Origin of the sequence: Streptomyces sp. NRRL S-31, assembly GCF_000718775.1 — a bacterium.
In the GTDB taxonomy this organism is placed as follows: Bacteria; Actinomycetota; Actinomycetes; order Streptomycetales; family Streptomycetaceae; genus Streptomyces.
The window spans coordinates 1-15,677 of the sequence record NZ_JOCB01000132.1 but is presented as its reverse complement, the minus strand read 5'-3'; the positions used below and the strand labels follow the sequence as shown (position 1 = coordinate 15,677).

Below are 15,677 nucleotides of genomic sequence, written 5' to 3'. Positions count from 1 at the left end.
ACCGAAAGAGCCAGAGACCCAAATGGTGGAAATCTGGTCAAGATGGATGAATTGGGCAAGTCAGTTATAGCTCAGACGGTGTGCGCGTCTTGCCGATCCGCAGCGCGTTTCGCCGGAGAAGGTGGCTGATTTACATCTTAATATGGGTGTATGTCCGAAAGTTTTGAGGGGCGGCGTGTGCTGGTCGTGTCGGCCAACTACGCACCGGAGCACGCCGGGATCGCGCCCTACTCGACCGGTATCGCGGAACACCTGGCGGACCGGGGCGCGCGGGTCGACGTCCTCGCGGCCATGCCCCACTATCCGGCGTGGCGCGTCCACGACGACTATCGGGGGCGCTGGCGCATGGTGGAGTGGCGCGGCGGTGTCCGTGTGCACCGGCGCCGCGGCTACGTGCCCGCGCGGCAGACCGCCGCGCGCCGGGCGGCGTACGAACTGAGTTTTCTGGCGCACGGCTCGCTCCGGCCGCCGGCCGGCCGCCCGGACGTGGTGCTCAGCCAGGTGCCGTCCCTGGCGGGGGGCCTGCTCGGCGGCCGGATCGCCCGGCGTCACGGAGTCCCGCACATCGTCGTGGTGCAGGACCTCATGGGCGCCGCCGCCGCCCAGAGCGGCATCAGGGGCGGGGGCCGCGCGGCCGCGCTGGCCGCGGGGGCCGAGGCCAGGGTCCTGCGCTCGGCAGCCCTGGTCGGCGTGGTGCACGAGTCGTTCACGGACCGGGTCACCGCGGCCGGGGTGTCCCCGGCCCGCATCAGGGTCGTGCCCAACTGGACCCACGCCAGGTCCCCGTCCGGTGAGCGCCGGGCGGCGCGGGCGCGGCTCGGCTGGGCGGAGGGGGAGTGCGTGCTGCTGCACGCCGGGAACATGGGGCTCAAGCAGGGCCTGGAGGTGCTGATCGACACCGCGCGGCTCGCGGCCTCCCGCACCCCCCGCACCCGGATCGTGCTCATGGGGGACGGCAGCCGGCGCGCGCACCTGGCGACGCTCGCCGCGGACGTGCCGAACGTGGACCTGCTGCCCCCCGCGGCCGACGCCGAGTTCGCCGACGTGCTGGCCGCGGCGGACGTCCTCGTGGTCACGCAGCGAGCGTCCGTGCTGGACATGAGCCTGCCGTCCAAGCTGACGTCCTACTTCGCGAGCGGCCGCCCGGTCGTGGCGTCGGTCGCCCCGACCGGTGGCACGGCCGACGAGGTGCGGCGCTCGGGGGCGGGCGTCGTGGTGCGTCCGGAGGATCCCGAGGCGTTGTACGGCGCGGCACGGGCCCTGGCCGAGGACCCCGGCCGCGCGGCCGCGCTCGGCGCGCGCGGCCCCGCCTACGTCCGGGAACGGCTCAGCCGGCAGGCGGGCCTCGGCCGGATGACGGCACTGCTGGCCGAGGCCATGGCCGGTTAGGCCCCTGTCGTCGGGCTGTCCGAGAGCTGGCGCCGGGTCCCGGTGGCCGCGGTCACCGACAGGGGGTCCGACCGGCGCGTGGTGTTCCTGCCGTCGGTGACGGCGATCGTGTACTGGTGCCGGGAGCCCGGGGTGACGGAGTCCGTGTACGTCATGTCCGGCCGGTCCCACGCGGCGGACCGCTTCTTCGGCGCGGTCAGGGGCTTGCCGTCGCGATTGATCAGGTAGGTCAGTTCCGCGTCGTCCCGGTCCCACGCGGCACGCCAGGTGAGCGTGACCCGGCCGGCCCGTGTGCTCGCCGCCGAGAGCCGGGGCGTCCCTTCCGGCGCGCTGTCGCGGGGACCGGCGCCGAAACGCGTCAGGCCCTGCTGCGGCCCGCCGTTGACCGCGGTGAATTCACCGCCGGCCCAGAGAATTCCCCCTGCCATCACCAGCGCTCTCGGGCCGGCCCCTTCGCCGATTCCGTCGTCCGTGTCGGGGAACCAGTAAAGAATGTGCCGGTCGCCGGCCGACTGGGCCAGGAAATGCTGCCGGTGGTTGAATTCCGGAAAACCGCCGGGCGTCATCGCGCAATCGTGCGCGTGGGTTCCGCTGTAGAGCACGCCCTGGTGGACGACGACGGCCTGGGTGGCACCCCAGCAACTGTCCTTCCACACCATGTCCGAGCCGGACAGGCGGCCGGCGATGCGGCCGTCGAAGATGCCCGTGCCGTTGCCGTCGGCCCCCAGGTAGAAGGTGGTGTCGTCGCGGGTCAGCGCGTGCACGGACGACTTCCGCGGCAGCCACTGCGGATAGGAGGTGACGGTCGCCCCGGTCGAGGGGTGCACGGCGACCAGCCCCCCTTCGTCCTTCCCGTTGACCTCGTGGAAGTCCCCGCCCAGCAGCACCTTCCCGTGGTCGGGTGCGGCCAGGAGGGCCCGGACCGGCTTGTCGGCGTCGGCCGTGAACGGCAGCAGCGAGCCGTCCGGGCGCAGCGAGGCGACGTGCCTCCTGGTCCGTCCCGCAACCGACTCGAAGTCGCCGCCCAGGTAGACCGCGTCGGCCGTGGTGTCGATGGCCCGGACGGTCCCGGAGACCCCGGGACGGAACTGCCCGCGCAGCGAGCAGTCGGCGGTGTTCAGCGCGACCGCGTTGGCCACTCCGACCCCGTCGGCCTTGCCGAACGATCCGCCGACGTAGAGCACCCGGCCGTCGGGCGAGGTCTTCAGCGCCCGTACCGAGTCGGCCGGGCCGTTGGTGAAGGAGTGGGTGCACGGCAGCAGCTCGCCGGTGACGGCGTCGAACGCCGCGAAGTTCTTGCGGGCCACCTCCCGCTCGCCCGGGCCGGCGCCGGGCGGGCGGACGCGGTCGAAGTCGCCGCCGGCGTACACGACGCCGTGCGCGTAGGCCAGCGACCAGACGGTGCCGTCGGTCTGCCAGGTGGTCAGGGGGGCGGCGGTCAGTGCCGTCGCGGCGCGCTTCTCGGAGCCGAAAGCGGTCGTGAGCGAAGCCGTCGCTAGGAGGGCCACGACGGAAGCCGTGGTGGCGAACCTCCGCGTGCCTTTTCTCAGGCGCATGGAACATCCCGGGTTTTCAAGTGGGGGAGGGAAAGCAGCACGAACTTACACCGAATCACCTTTCCGGCCCGTTAGGGAGCCCGAATGGACCATGCCGGACGAGTCGTGAAGTGACACGGCGAAAAGGCCGGGCATATTAGAGGCACCCAGCTGCGGACGGGTGTTCAGAATTCGAAACCCCGAATGGAACACGCGTGATCATCCGCGAGGGCGACACCTCGTACACCGGAAGAAACAAGGAGGAGCACTCGTCATGCGAGTAGCTACCCGAGCAAAGACCCAGTCGACGCGGGCGAGATGGGGAGCGCGGCTCCTCGGTGCCGGCCTGACCACGGCAGCGGCCCTGGGCTTCGCCGCCGCCCCCGCGCTGGCCGCGGCGGTGACCCCCATCCTCGTCCCGGGCAACCCGGCCCAGGTCTGCCCCGACGGCTCGACCGCGCTGCGGGTCGACCCGTCCGACAGCGGCACGACGTTCCCCGTGTCGATCCCGGGCGACGGCTCCGGCACGATCACGCCGACCTTCCACTCGGCCCCGGGGCTCGACCCCAACACGCTGGTCGACTTCACCACCACCGGTGACATCGCGGTCAGCCAGGTCACGGTCAAGGGCGGCCCCAACGCCAACCGTTGGGCGCGCCCCGCCCGCGGGTCGGCCGGTTCCGGCGGGCCGCTGCCCGCCCCGGGGCCCGGGATGACGTCGGGGGCGGTCCGCGCGGACCCCCCCCGACGTCATCCGGTGCCCGGGCGCGGTCAGCGGCCGGCCGGAACGGGCAGCACGGCGGCGGGCGCCCGCAGGCCGGACGTGCCGGTCCCCGCGTGCCCGAGGACGGCCAGCTCGGCGTCCCCGCGCCCGCCAGCCCAGCACCCGCTCGGCCTTGCTCGCGTCGCCGACCAGGTCGTCGACCTCGCTGGGGCGCAGGTAGCGCTCGTCGAAACGCACGTGCTCGCGCCAGTCGAGGCCCACGTGGGCGAAGCACTGCTCCACGAAGTCCCGCACGCTGTAACTGGTGCCCGTGGCGATCACGTAGTCGTCCGGCTCGTCCTGCTGGAGCATCAGCCACATCGCCTCCACGTACTCGGCGGCGTACCCCCAGTCCCGGCGGGCGTCGAGGTTGCCCAGGTGGACGACGTCCTGGAGGCCGGCCTTGATCCGGGCGGCGGCCGCGGCCGCCTTGCGGGTGACGAACGTGGGACCGCGGCGCGGGGACTCGTGGTTGAACAGGATGCCGTTGACCGCGTAGAGGCCGTACGCCTCACGGTAGTTGCGGGTCACCCAGTACGCGTACACCTTCGCGGCGCCGTAGGGCGAGCGGGGGTGGAAGGGCGTCCGCTCGTGCTGCGGCGGCGGTGCCGCGCCGAACATCTCCGAGCTGGACGCCTGGTAGAAGCGGCAGTCGGTCCGCGTCCTGCGGATCGCCTCCAGCAGCCGCGTGGTGCCCAGGCCCGTGGTGTCGCCGGTGAACTCCGGCTCGTCGAACGAGACCCGCACATGCGACTGCGCGGCGAGGTGGTAGACCTCGTCCGGCCGCACCTGCTCCAGCAGGCCCGCGATCCGGGTCCCGTCGGTGATGTCACCGTAGTGCAGGAACAGGCGCGCGCCGGGATCGTGCGGATCCCGGTAGAGGTGCTCGACGCGCTGGGTGTTGAAGGTGGACGCGCGGCGGACGACGCCGTGCACCCGGTAGCCCTTCTCCAGCAGCAACTCCGCCAGGTACGAACCGTCCTGACCCGTGATACCGGTGATCAGGGCCGTTTTCACAGTCACCCGCTCTCCTTAGCTGGAACAGACCTCCGACGGCCGACGCGTCAGAGGTGGCGATAGAACCCCTCGAGCCGGTCCGCGACCGCGTGGATGGAGAAGACCTCCGCCACGGCACGCCGGCCCTCGGTCACCAGCGAGCGGCGCGCGTCCTCGTCGGAGAGCACCCGGCACACCGCGTCGGCCAGCGCCGCCGGGCTGCCGTCGGTGACCACCGCCGCCCCCCGGCGCGCCAGCTCCGGCGCCATGCCGCAGGTGTCCGTGCACACCACGGGCGTGCCCGCGTTGAGGGCCTCGATCACCGACATGGGGAACGGCTCGTCGACGCTCGGCAGCACGTACACGGCCGCCCTCGACTGGGCGCGCAGCGCCTCGTCGTACGGCAGGGCCCCGCCGTAGGCGACGACGTCCGCCAGTCCCCGGGCCGCGATCAGCCGGAGCACCGCCGGCAGCGCGCCCTCGTCCGGCCCGAACAGGCTGAACCGTGCCCCGGGCAGCCGCCGGTGCACCAGCGCGGCCATCTCGACGAAGGCGTCCGGGCGTTTGCGGGGGTGCAGCCGGGCGAGGAAGAGCACCTCCGGCGGGCGCGGGACCGGCTCCCGGGCGCCGGCGCCGGCCCGCGGCCGCGCCCCGTTGGGCAGCACCAGCAGCGGCGGGCCGTCCGGGCCGACGACCTCGGCCAGCGCCAGGCGCTCCCGCTCGGTGAGCACCAGACAGCCGCGCGCCCGGCGCAGCAGGGGCACGTAGAGGCGGTCGAAGAGCCGGACCACGGCCCCGCGCCGGGGCTCGACCATGCCGTGGGTCTGGGCCAGGAACCTCTTGCGGCGCAGCACGGCCACGGCGAGGGCGGTCAGGGAGACGAGGTCCCGGCCGGCGTGCAGGTGCACCACGTCCGCCCGCCCCAGGGCCTGCCACAGGTCCCGCACGAGCAGCGGGTGCATGAGCCCGGTGAAGCGGCCCGGGAGCAGCGGGCGGGCCGGGCGCGTCCGCAGCGGCACCGAGCCGATCCGCGCCGGTGCCCGGGAGCCGCCCCGCCACAGCGCCACCAGCGTGACCTCGTGGCCGCGCGCGGCGCACTCCTCCAACTGCCCGGTGGCCACGCTGGTCGGCCCGCCGTACGCCCCGTCGTCGCTGACCAGCGTCACGACGTGGACGACCCTCACGCGGCGGCTCCCGTCCGCACCACCGAGCCGGGGCCGACGTCGCGGTGGGCCACCGCCGCGGCACCCACCACGGCACCCCGGCCGACCGTGACCCCGCGGAGCACGACGGCGCGGGCCGCGACCCAGGACCCCGGCTCCAGACGGATGGGCCCGTTGTCGAACTCGAAGGTGGGACTGGTGCGCCGGTGGCTCCCGGCGCACAGCAACGCGCCCTGCGAGACGCACACGTCGCTGCCGATCGTGATCGGCTCCAGGTTCAGCAGCCAGGCGTCCTCGCCGATCCACACGTCGTCGCCGATCTCCAGCCGCCAGGGCCAGTGCACCCGCACACCGCGGCGGATCAGCACGCCCCGGCCGACCCGCGCGCCGAAGGCCCGCAGCACGGCGGGCCGCCAGCGGGCCGGGAACCACCACTTGACGAAGACCAGATGGAGGACGGCGAACCAGGCCGCCTGCACCAGTACGGGGCGTCCCTTGTCGTAACCGGCTCCGGTGAAACCACGCAGGGAACGCTCCACGCCGGCAGTCCTCCCCGGATCGCGATGATGACCTGGAGGCGAGTTTCATGGAATTGCCGGTGCAATTCGGTAGATAAAGGCGTGTTGCTGGCAGAGTAGGCCATATGGAAGAACTGCTCGCCACACCAGCCCGTGTGTATGTCGCCGGTCACCGGGGGCTCGTCGGCTCGGCGCTGGTCCGCCGTCTGCTCGCCGACGGCTACGAGGTCGTCACCCGGCCCCGGTCCCGGCTCGACCTCCGCGACGGCGCGGCCACGGCGGCGTTCCTGCGCGACGCCCGGCCGGACGCCGTCGTCCTGGCCGCGGCCAGGGTGGGCGGCATCCTGGCCAACAGCACCCAGCCGGTGCAGTTCCTGGAGGACAACCTCAGGATCCAGCTCAGCGTGATCCCCGCGGCGCACGCCGCCGGCGTGCGACGGCTCCTCTTCCTCGGCTCGTCGTGCATCTACCCCCGCATCGCCCCCCAGCCCATCCGCGAAGAGGCCCTGCTCACCGGCCCGTTGGAGACGACCAACCAGGCCTACGCCCTGGCGAAGATCGCCGGCATCGTCCAGGTGCGGTCCTACCGGCAGCAGTACGGCGCGTCGTACATCTGCGCCATGCCGACCAATCTCTACGGCCCCGGGGACAACTTCGACCCGGAGTCCTCGCACGTCCTGCCCGCCCTGATCCGCCGGTTCCACGAGGCCAGGCGCTACGGGCTCGACGAGGTGGTGCTCTGGGGCAGCGGCACCCCCCGCCGGGAGTTCCTGCACGTCGACGACCTCGCCGAGGCGTGTGTGACCCTGCTGCGCCGCTACGACCACGACGAGCCGGTCAACGTGGGGTGCGGGGAGGACCTGACGATCCGGGAACTGGCCGGGATCGTCGCCGAGGTCGTGGGTTTCCGCGGGCGGATCGCCCTCGACCCGACCAAACCGGACGGCACGCCGCGCAAGCTGCTCGACGTCTCCCGCATGACCGCCCTCGGCTGGCGGCCGCGGATCTCCCTGCGGGACGGCATCGCCGGCACCTACGCCGCCTGGCTGAGCACGGTCGGACCGCGGGCGGCGGGTACGGCACCGGTGGGCGCCTGACGCGGCGCGGTCCGCCGGGTCAGTAGGCGCCGCGTCCGTCCAGCACCGCGCGGACCGTCCGGGCCAGCACGCCCATGTCCCAGGCGCAGGACCAGTTGTCCACGTACCGCAGGTCCAGCGAGACGGTCTCGTGCCAGGACAGGTCGGACCGTCCGCTGACCTGCCACAGCCCGGTGAGACCCGGCCTGACGCTCAGCCGGCGCCGTTCCACCTCGTCGTAGCGGTCCGCCTCCTCGGGCAGCGGTGGCCGGGGCCCGACCAGCGACATGTGCCCGAGCAGGACGTTGACCAGCTGCGGGAGTTCGTCCAGGGAGTGCCGGCGCAGGAGGCGACCCAGCGGGGTGACGCGCGGGTCCCGGCGCAGCTTGAACATGTGGCCGTCGCTCTCGTTGTCCTCCTCCAGTCCGCTCCGCGCCCCCTCCGCGCCGACGATCATCGTCCGGAACTTCCACATGGGGAACGGCACACCGTCCTTGCCCACCCGTACCTGGCGGTACAGAGCGGGACCGGGCGAGCCCAGCCGGACGGCGAGGGCCAGCGCGGCGAACACGGGCGCGAGGACGAGGACGAGCAGCAGCGCGCCCAGCCGGTCCACGACGGCCTTGGCGAGCGTCTGCACGCCCCGGCGGTGCGGCGGCGCGATGTGCAGCAGGGTGAGTCCGGCCGCCGTGGTGAGCCGGACCCGGTGGCGGGCCACCTCGACGACGCCGGGCAGCACCATGAGCGGCAGGTCCCGGTCGTGCAGCGCCCAGGACAGCCGCCGCAGCCGGTCCCCGGACAGGTGCCGGCCCGGGACCGCGAAGACCAGATCGGCGCGGAGCTCCTCGGCCGCCGCGACCACGGCGGCGTCGTCCCCGCCGGTGCCGTCCGGCCCGTCCGTCCCGAGCCGCGCGCACACCGGTACGCCGTCGGGCAGTTCGGTCCCTCCCGCGGTACAGGCACCGACCACCACGTACTCGTGGTCGGTGCGCCGCGCGAGCTGCCCCATGACCAGGTCCACGGCCTGTGCCTCCCCGACCACCAGCACCCGGCGCAGCGCCCGGGCGTATCTGCGCCGGCCGCGCAGATACCGGTGGATCGTCCTGCGGACGACCACGGCGGCGACGAGCGACGGCAGCAGGGCCGCGACCGTCACGGGGGGCGCGCCGCCGGGACCGGCCGCACCGCGCAGCAGCGCGAGGACACCGACCAGCACCAGCCAGTCGCGGAGCAGGGGGGCGACCGGGCCGCCCTCGGCCCAGACCCAGTGGACGTACCGCCGGCCGAGCGCTCCCACGAGCAGCCAGGCGAGGGCGGCCACCGCCGTCCGGCGCAGCACGCCGGGCTCGTGCGCCGCGGCGAGGGCCGCCGCCACCGGCGCGGCCACGGCGAGCAGATCGGTGCCGGCCGCGACCAGGCCGCACCAGCGGACCTCCGCGTCCGTCCGCGCGACCGGCCGATACGACGAAATGGTGGCCCGGGGCCCCGGCGCATCGACTTCGGATCGTTGCATGGCACTCCCTGCCTGCCAGGACGCGGTGTCTTATGTCATGTTTAACCCACTGGTCCACGGGTGCGGTGTATTCGACCGGCCGTGCCTCACCCGGCGTCCCCGGATCGTCGCCGGCCCGCCTCCCCGGGACGCTCCCCTCCGCGGAGTGCGGCATGATGTCGATCATGTCCTCGCAGTTCCAGCCGGTCCTCGATCGCATCCTGTCCGAGATCGATCGCACGCCCGGGCGTGGCCGGTCCGCCGACTACATCCCGGCGCTCGCCGCCCGTGACCCCCGCCGTTTCGGCATGGCCGTCGCCGAGCCGGACGGTACGGTGTACGGGGTGGGGGAGTGGCGGCAGCCGTTCTCCGCACAGTCGATCACCAAGGTGTTCACGCTCGCCCTGGACCTGGCCCGCGAGGGCGACGAACTCTGGGAGCACGTGGGCCGCGAGCCCTCGGGCAACCCCTTCAACTCCCTGGTCCAGCTGGAGTACGAGAACGGCATCCCGCGCAACCCCTTCATCAACGCGGGTGCCCTCGTCGTCACCGACCGCCTCCAGACCCGTACCGGGGACGCGGCCGGCGAACTGCTGTCCTTCCTGCGCGCCGAGAGCGGCAACCCGGCCCTGGACTTCGACCTGGACGTCGCCGCCTCCGAGACCGAGCACGGCGACCGCAACGCCGCCCTCGCCCACTTCATGGCCTCCTACGGCAACATCGACAACGAGGTGCCGGCCCTGCTCGACCAGTACTTCCGGCAGTGCTCCATCGCCGCCTCCTGCGCCGACCTGGCGCTGGCCACCGGGTTCCTCGCCCGGCACGGCATCCGCGCCGACGGCACCCGGCTGCTCAGCCGCAGCCAGGCCAAGCAGATCAACGCGGTCATGCTGACCTGCGGCACCTACGACGCGGCCGGCGACTTCGCCTACCGGGTGGGGCTGCCCGGCAAGAGCGGGGTCGGCGGCGGCATCATCGCGGTCGTACCGGGCCGCTGCACGCTCTGCGTGTGGAGCCCCGGCCTGGACGAACGCGGCAACTCGGTGGCCGGGGTCGCGGCCCTGGACCGGTTCACCACCCTCACCGGACTGTCGGTGTTCTGAAGCCGCCGCCCGCCGCCCGCCGCCCGTCGCCCGCCCGCACACGAAGGGAGTTCCGGCCTGCCGGCCGGTCAGCCGCGGGCCGACCGGCCTCCCTTGGCCCGGAGCGCCAGCGCCACGGCGCCCGCGCCGAGCCCGGACAGCCCCGCGACCACGGCCGTGCCGGACCAGCCCGAGTCGTCGTCCGGCACGGGCGCCCCGGCCGCCACCACCGGCGCGGCGGACGGTTCCGTACGGGAGGGCGGGCGCAAGCCGTCCAGCGAGCCCACCGGATCCACCTGCCCGGCCGCCGAGAAGCCCCAGTCGAGCAGCGCCCGGGCCTCCTCGTACACGGTCAGCCCGCCGTCCGCCTGAGGGTTCAGCACGCTCACCACGAGGGTGCGCCCGCCCCGGTGCGCCGCGGCCACCAGGGTGTTGCCCGCGTTGCTGGTGTAGCCGTTCTTGATCCCGATCAGCCCGGGGTACGGCGCCACCCCGTCCTCGCCGGTCAGCAGCCGGTTGGTGTTCTCGATGGGGTACGACGAACCGTCGCCGGGGAAGCTGGCCTGCGCGGTGGAGCAGTAGCGGGCGAAGTCCGGGTTGCGCAGGCCCGCACGGCCGAACACCGCCAGGTCGAAGGCGGAGGACACCTGGCCGGGGGCGTCGTAGCCGTCCGGGGAGACCACATGGGTGTCCAGGGCGCCGAGCGCGCGGGCCTTGTCCTGCATCCGGGCGGCCGTGGCCTCCCAGCCGCCGCCGAGCCGGGCGAGCACGTGCACCGCGTCGTTGCCGGAGCTGAGGAAGACGCCGCGCCACAGGTCGGCTACCTGGTAGGTGTGCCCCTCCTCGACGCCGACCAGGCTGCTGCCCTCGCCGACGTCCGCGAGTTCCTCGTACCGCACGGTGTGCTCGAGACCGCTGGGCAGCGCGGGCAGCACGGTGAGCGCGAACAGGGTCTTCAGGGTGCTCGCGGGCGGCAGTGCGCGGTGCGCGTCGTAGGCGGCCAGCACCTCCCCGCTGCCCGCGTCGGCGACGAGCCAGGAGAGCGCCGAGACCTCCGGCACCTCGGGCGCGCCCCGGTGCGGCCGGACCTGCGTGCCGGAGCGGTACAGCAGGGAGGGCCCGGGCAACGCCCCCGGGGGGCGGGGCGGTGCCGGTTCCCCGGCCCGGGGTGCGGCGGTGGGCGCGGCGGCCCGGGGTCCGGCGGCGGCAGCCGCCGGCGTGAGCACCAGCAGGCCCGCCACACCGAGGGAGCAGGCCGACACAGCCGCGCGACAAGAGAATCCGGTGACCATACGATCAACGTACGAAAATGCTCCGCGCGCACCACGCTGCCCGGGCCATTCGGGTCGCCGGGCAACCCGGATGCCGTAGCGGTACCCCGTCCGGGTGTCAGCCGGCCGGCAGGGTCGGCAGGACCTGCCGCAGGAACGTGGCGTTGTCGGGGGTGGCGCGCAGCCGCCGGCGCAGGGTCTCCAGTGCGGCGGGGCCGGTCTCCCGGGAGCGCAGGGCGCGGCGCAGACCGCGTACGGCCGTCAGTTCGGCCGGAGTGAGCAGCAGTTCCTCCCGGCGGGTGCCGGAGGCGTCGATGTCCACGGCGGGGAAGACGCGGCGGTCGGCGAGTTCCCGGTCCAGGCGGATCTCCATGTTGCCGGTGCCCTTCAGCTCCTCGAAGTAGTAGCCGTCGGCGCGGGAGCCGGTGTCCACCAGGGCCGAGGCGAGGATGGTGAGCGAGCCGCCCTCCTCGGCCTGGCGGGCGGCGCCGAAGAACCGCTTCGGGCCGAGCAGCGCGCCCGCGTCGACACCGCCGCTGAGGGTACGGCCGCCGACGGCGGCGGCGTTGTTGTGGGCCCGGCACAGCCGGGTCAGCGAGTCCAGCAGCACGACGACGTCCTCACCGGCCTCCACCAGGCGCTTGGCCCGCTCCACGACCAGCTCGGCGAGGGCGATGTGCTCCTTGGCCGACCGGTCGAAGGTGGACGCGTACACCTCGCCGCGCACCGAGCGGCGCATCTCGGTGACCTCCTCGGGGCGCTCGTCCAGCAGCAGGACCATCAGCCGGCACTCGGGATGGTTGCCGGCCACGGCGGCGGCGAGCTGCTGGAGCAGCACCGTCTTGCCGCTCTTCGGCGGCGCCACGACGAGGCCGCGCTGGCCCTTGCCGACCGGCGCGAGCAGATCGATGATCCGCCCGGTCAGTGCGGCGGCGGGGTGTTCCAGCCGGAGGCGCCGGTGCGGGTGGAGCGGGGTGAGGTCGCGGAAGTGCCGGCGGGAACCCGGCTCGCCGGGGACGCGTCCGTCGACGCGCGCGACCTCGGTCAGGGCCTGCCGGGCGCCCCGGACGCCCTCGACGAGGTCGCCCTTGCGCAGCCCGTGGCGGCGGATCAGCGCCGGCGGGACCTGGGGATCGGCGGGGGAGGGCAGCAGGCTCGTGCCCCGCAGGTGCCCCTTCCCGTCCGCGTCGATGTCCAGGACACCGGTGACGAGCGAGGCGGCCGGCGCCTGCCGGGCCGTGGGCGGGTGTGCGAGTGCGGTGGTCATGGGTGGGAGTCCTTTCGCGGACGGATGGGGGAACGCACGGGGGGAGGGCCGCGAGCGGGAGGCGCCTGGGGCGGCCTCCGGGCGGCGGGAACGACACCTCGGGTACGGCGAAGGCCCGTCACGAGGTGATACGGGGAAGCCGACGCGCCGGGAACCGGGACATCCGGGGGAACGGCGAGCGGATCGGCGGAGAGGGAAACCTGCACCGGGGCCCATACGGGGCGTACACGAGTGCTGACGGCACCATACCACTCGAAAGGGCGTGGTGTCCGCACCCCGTCGGCACGATGTGTCCGTCGCAGTCCTCAACGAACCACCGGACCCCGTTGTTCCCGGGCGGCTCCGAACCCCCGACCGCACGGGGTGCCGGAATCCGCCGCAACCCCTCCGCGCGGGCCTACCATCGAGCGTCTTGTCAGGGGACCGTCAGGAGAATCCGGTGGAGACCTCACCCGCCCGCACCCCGCACCGCCTCGACCCCGCGGGCGGCTGCCCGCACGCCGTCAACGCGCGGCTGCTGGCCCAGGGCGCCGTCGCCCCGGTCGAACTGCCCGGCGCGATCGAGGGCATGGCCGTCCTCGGGCACGAGGCGCTGCGGGAGTTCCTTCAGCATCCCGAAGTCGCCAAGAACGCGCGCCACTTCACCGCCCTGCGGGAAGGCCGGATCGCGGCCGGCTGGCCGTTGCTAACGTTCGCCACCGTCCCCGGCATGACCACCGCCGACGGGGACGACCACCGGCGCCTGCGGTCCCTGGTCGCCCGCGCCTTCACGCCCGGACGGGTGGCGGAACTACGGCCGCGCGTCGAGGAGCTGACCGACACCCTGCTCGACTCGCTGGCGCGGGCCGCCGCCGAGGGCGACGGGGTCGCCGATCTGCGGCGGCACTTCGCGCTGCCCCTGCCGATGGGGGTGATCTGCGAACTCCTCGGTGTGGACGTCGAGTTCCGGGACCGGCTGCACCGGCTCGCCGACCGGGTCGTGTCCACCGACACCGAGCCCGCCGAGGCCGTCGCCGCCAACCGCGAACTCCTCGCCGTCCTCGGCGAGATCGCCGCCGCCCGGGCCGCCCGGCCCGGCGCCGACCTCACCAGCGCGCTCATCGCCGCCCGGGACGAGGGCGGCGACCGGCTCGGCCAGCAGGAGCTGATCGGCACCCTGCTGCTGATGATCGTCGCCGGGCACGAGACCACCCTCAACCTGATCACCAATGCCGTACGCGCCCTGTGCGCCCACCCCGAGCAGCTCGACCTGGTGCGTGCGGGCGGGGCGAGCTGGGCGGACGCGGTGGAGGAGACGCTGCGCTGGGACGCGCCGGTCAGCTACTTCCCGTTCCGCTACCCCGTGCGGGACCTGACCGTCGCCGGGACGGTGATCCCCGCCGGCACGCCCGTCCTCGCCGGCTACTCGGCCGCCGGCCGTGATCCGGCGGTGCACGGCCCGGACGCCGACCGCTTCGACGTCACCCGCTCCGCCCGGCCCGATGCCGTACGGCACCTTTCCCTCGGCCATGGCGCCCACTACTGCCTGGGCGCCCCGCTGGCCCGGCTGGAGGCGACGGTCGCGCTGGAACGGCTCTTCACGCGCTTCCCCGCACTCCGGCCCGCCGTACCGGAGGCCGAGCAGACGCCGCACGCGGGATTCGTCGGCAACAGCGTCCGCGCCCTGCCGGTGCGGCTCGCACCGCTCGCCTGCTGAGCGCGGGCCGGCGCACCCTCGTGGCGAGGGAGCAGATGTCCGCAGACCATAACGATCCGGGACGAGCGGGGACTTGACCCCCGGCGCTGCACTACCTTCACGACATGTCCACGCCACCGCAGTCCCCGCAGCCGGCCGACCAGTCCGACGAGCAGCTCCGGCAGCCGGGCGACCCGCCACAGCCGACGCCCCACCCGAACCCGCAGTCGCCGCCCCCGGCACGCCCCTTCTACGCGCGGCCCACCCGGGCCGGCCGGCCGCAGCCGGGGCACCCCTCCGCGCAGGCGCCCCGGCCCGAGCCCGCCCCGCCCGTCCCTCCGGCCCGGGGCCGCAAGGGGGCCGGCCGGGCGGTGCTCTGGGCCGCCGTCGGCGCGGCCGTGGCCTCCGCAGCGTGGGCGGCCGGCGTCCTCCTCGGCCCCGGCGCGCACGCCGACGCGGAACTGGGCGGCTACGCGGCACCCGCCGACCTGTGCTCCGGCGCCGACTACTCGTCCTTCAGGGGCGAGTACACCGGGAAGGACACCGCGCCCACCCACACCGCGCTCAAGAACGCGGCCCTGGACGAGAGCTATTGCAGCACGGGCCTGAAGAAGTCCGGCTCGTCGTACCCCACCGCCTATCTGACGACGCAGCTGGACCTGCACCGGAAGACCGACCCCGCGGCCGAGTTCACCGCCGTCTGGAAGAACTACGCCGACGCGCACCCCGGTTACGACGTCGACCGGGTCGATGACCTCGGCGACGAGGCCTACCTGGTCAGCCAGGACACCACCGACGGCACCTCCAGCGGCGCCCTGTACGCGACCCTCGCCGTGCGCGACGGCTGGGTCACCTACATCATGAGCTTCAGCTCCTACCTCACCTCGTACGACGAGGACAAGGACCCGCCCGCGCTCGCCGACGTGACCGCCTGGCTGAAGAAGGACGGCAGGGCCACGCTGGAACGGCTGCGGCGCTGACACCGGCACCGGGGCGCGGCGCTCCCGTCGGCCGCGCCCCGGCGTCCGCCGAGCCGGACGCGTTCGCCGCCGCGCCGTACCTCACCCTCATGGCCGGATCACTCGTCGGGGTGGTGACGCGGCGCGGAGCGAGCCAGGGCCGCGCGGGGTGCGGCACAGTGGGCGGGTGTCTCCCCGACTTCTTCCGCTGCTGCTGGCGGCGCTGGTGAGTGTCGCCGGCTGCACCACCGTCAGCCCCGGCTCCCCGCCCGACGCCGCCGGCACCGCCCTCCCCGCGGACGCGACCGTACGGGCGCCGGCCCCCCGGTCCCCGGTGCACGAGCCGTCCCCGCGGACCGCCCTCGTGCGCACCGGCCACGGGCACCCGGACCGGCCCGGCCCGACGGCGTCACGCGGTGCCGCGTCCGGCGCCGGACCCGGACGCGCCGCGCCGCCCCCTCGCCCGCCTCGCCGCCGGCCAGGGCGCCCTC

Annotated in this window: 11 protein-coding genes and 2 pseudogenes; 6 read left to right on the top strand and 7 right to left on the bottom strand. The window is 74.2% G+C overall.

The genetic code is table 11. The features are described 5' to 3' along the window. Nucleotides 1-150: 150 nt before the first annotated feature. Nucleotides 151-1,389 (top strand): glycosyltransferase, encoded by a 1,239-nt coding sequence (locus IF37_RS0135070; protein ID WP_030752434.1) that lies wholly within the window; start codon nt 151-153, stop codon nt 1,387-1,389. On the opposite strand, the gene IF37_RS0135065 is transcribed toward IF37_RS0135070, so the two are convergent. The 4 genes and pseudogenes from IF37_RS0135065 to IF37_RS0135050 form a co-directional block, all read right to left on the bottom strand. Beyond that, entirely contained in the window at nt 1,386-2,945 is a 1,560-nt protein-coding gene (locus tag IF37_RS0135065; protein ID WP_052845543.1) for a hypothetical protein, read from the bottom strand. The genes IF37_RS0135070 and IF37_RS0135065 overlap by 4 nt on opposite strands. 844 nt (nt 2,946-3,789) lie before the next feature. Continuing rightward, nucleotides 3,790-4,710: pseudogene (gmd, locus tag IF37_RS0135060) on the bottom strand (GDP-mannose 4,6-dehydratase); the annotation flags it as partial. Nucleotides 4,711-4,751: 41 nt separating this feature from the next. After that, on the bottom strand, nt 4,752-5,867 hold the full coding sequence (locus tag IF37_RS0135055; protein WP_030752425.1) for a glycosyltransferase: 1,116 nt from the start codon (nt 5,865-5,867) through the stop codon (nt 4,752-4,754). After that, entirely contained in the window at nt 5,864-6,385 is a 522-nt protein-coding gene (locus IF37_RS0135050; RefSeq protein ID WP_030752421.1) for an acetyltransferase, read from the bottom strand. Before IF37_RS0135050 ends, IF37_RS0135055 begins: the two co-directional genes overlap by 4 nt. Nucleotides 6,386-6,489: 104 nt before the next feature. Here IF37_RS0135050 and IF37_RS0135045 point away from each other — a divergent pair, with 104 nt between their 5' ends. Further along, entirely contained in the window at nt 6,490-7,461 is a 972-nt protein-coding gene (locus IF37_RS0135045) for a GDP-L-fucose synthase (RefSeq protein WP_052845542.1), read from the top strand. 19 nt (nt 7,462-7,480) lie between these two features. On the opposite strand, the gene IF37_RS0135040 is transcribed toward IF37_RS0135045, so the two are convergent. Beyond that, the gene (locus tag IF37_RS0135040; RefSeq protein ID WP_079166028.1) at nt 7,481-8,953 is read right to left on the bottom strand and encodes an exopolysaccharide biosynthesis polyprenyl glycosylphosphotransferase; all 1,473 of its coding nucleotides are present in this window, start codon (nt 8,951-8,953) and stop codon (nt 7,481-7,483) included. A gap of 152 nt (nt 8,954-9,105) precedes the next feature. Between IF37_RS0135040 and IF37_RS0135035 the strand changes: the two genes are divergently transcribed. Next, the gene (locus IF37_RS0135035; protein WP_106981918.1) at nt 9,106-10,035 is read left to right on the top strand and encodes a glutaminase; all 930 of its coding nucleotides are present in this window, start codon (nt 9,106-9,108) and stop codon (nt 10,033-10,035) included. Between the two features lie 68 nt (nt 10,036-10,103). On the opposite strand, the gene IF37_RS0135030 is transcribed toward IF37_RS0135035, so the two are convergent. After that, on the bottom strand, nt 10,104-11,306 hold the full coding sequence (locus IF37_RS0135030) for a D-alanyl-D-alanine carboxypeptidase family protein (protein ID WP_037857831.1): 1,203 nt from the start codon (nt 11,304-11,306) through the stop codon (nt 10,104-10,106). Between the two features lie 97 nt (nt 11,307-11,403). Next, entirely contained in the window at nt 11,404-12,552 is a 1,149-nt protein-coding gene (rho, locus tag IF37_RS0135025; RefSeq protein WP_030752407.1) for a transcription termination factor Rho, read from the bottom strand. Between the two features lie 439 nt (nt 12,553-12,991). Here rho and IF37_RS0135020 point away from each other — a divergent pair, with 439 nt between their 5' ends. The 3 genes and pseudogenes from IF37_RS0135020 to IF37_RS45345 form a co-directional block, all read left to right on the top strand. Beyond that, nucleotides 12,992-14,248 (top strand): cytochrome P450, encoded by a 1,257-nt coding sequence (locus IF37_RS0135020; RefSeq protein ID WP_030752405.1) that lies wholly within the window; start codon nt 12,992-12,994, stop codon nt 14,246-14,248. A 104-nt stretch (nt 14,249-14,352) separates the two neighbouring features. Beyond that, nucleotides 14,353-15,207 (top strand): hypothetical protein, encoded by an 855-nt coding sequence (locus IF37_RS0135015; RefSeq protein ID WP_253915936.1) that lies wholly within the window; start codon nt 14,353-14,355, stop codon nt 15,205-15,207. A 166-nt stretch (nt 15,208-15,373) separates the two neighbouring features. After that, a pseudogene (locus tag IF37_RS45345) lies at nt 15,374-15,677 on the top strand (hypothetical protein); the annotation flags it as partial.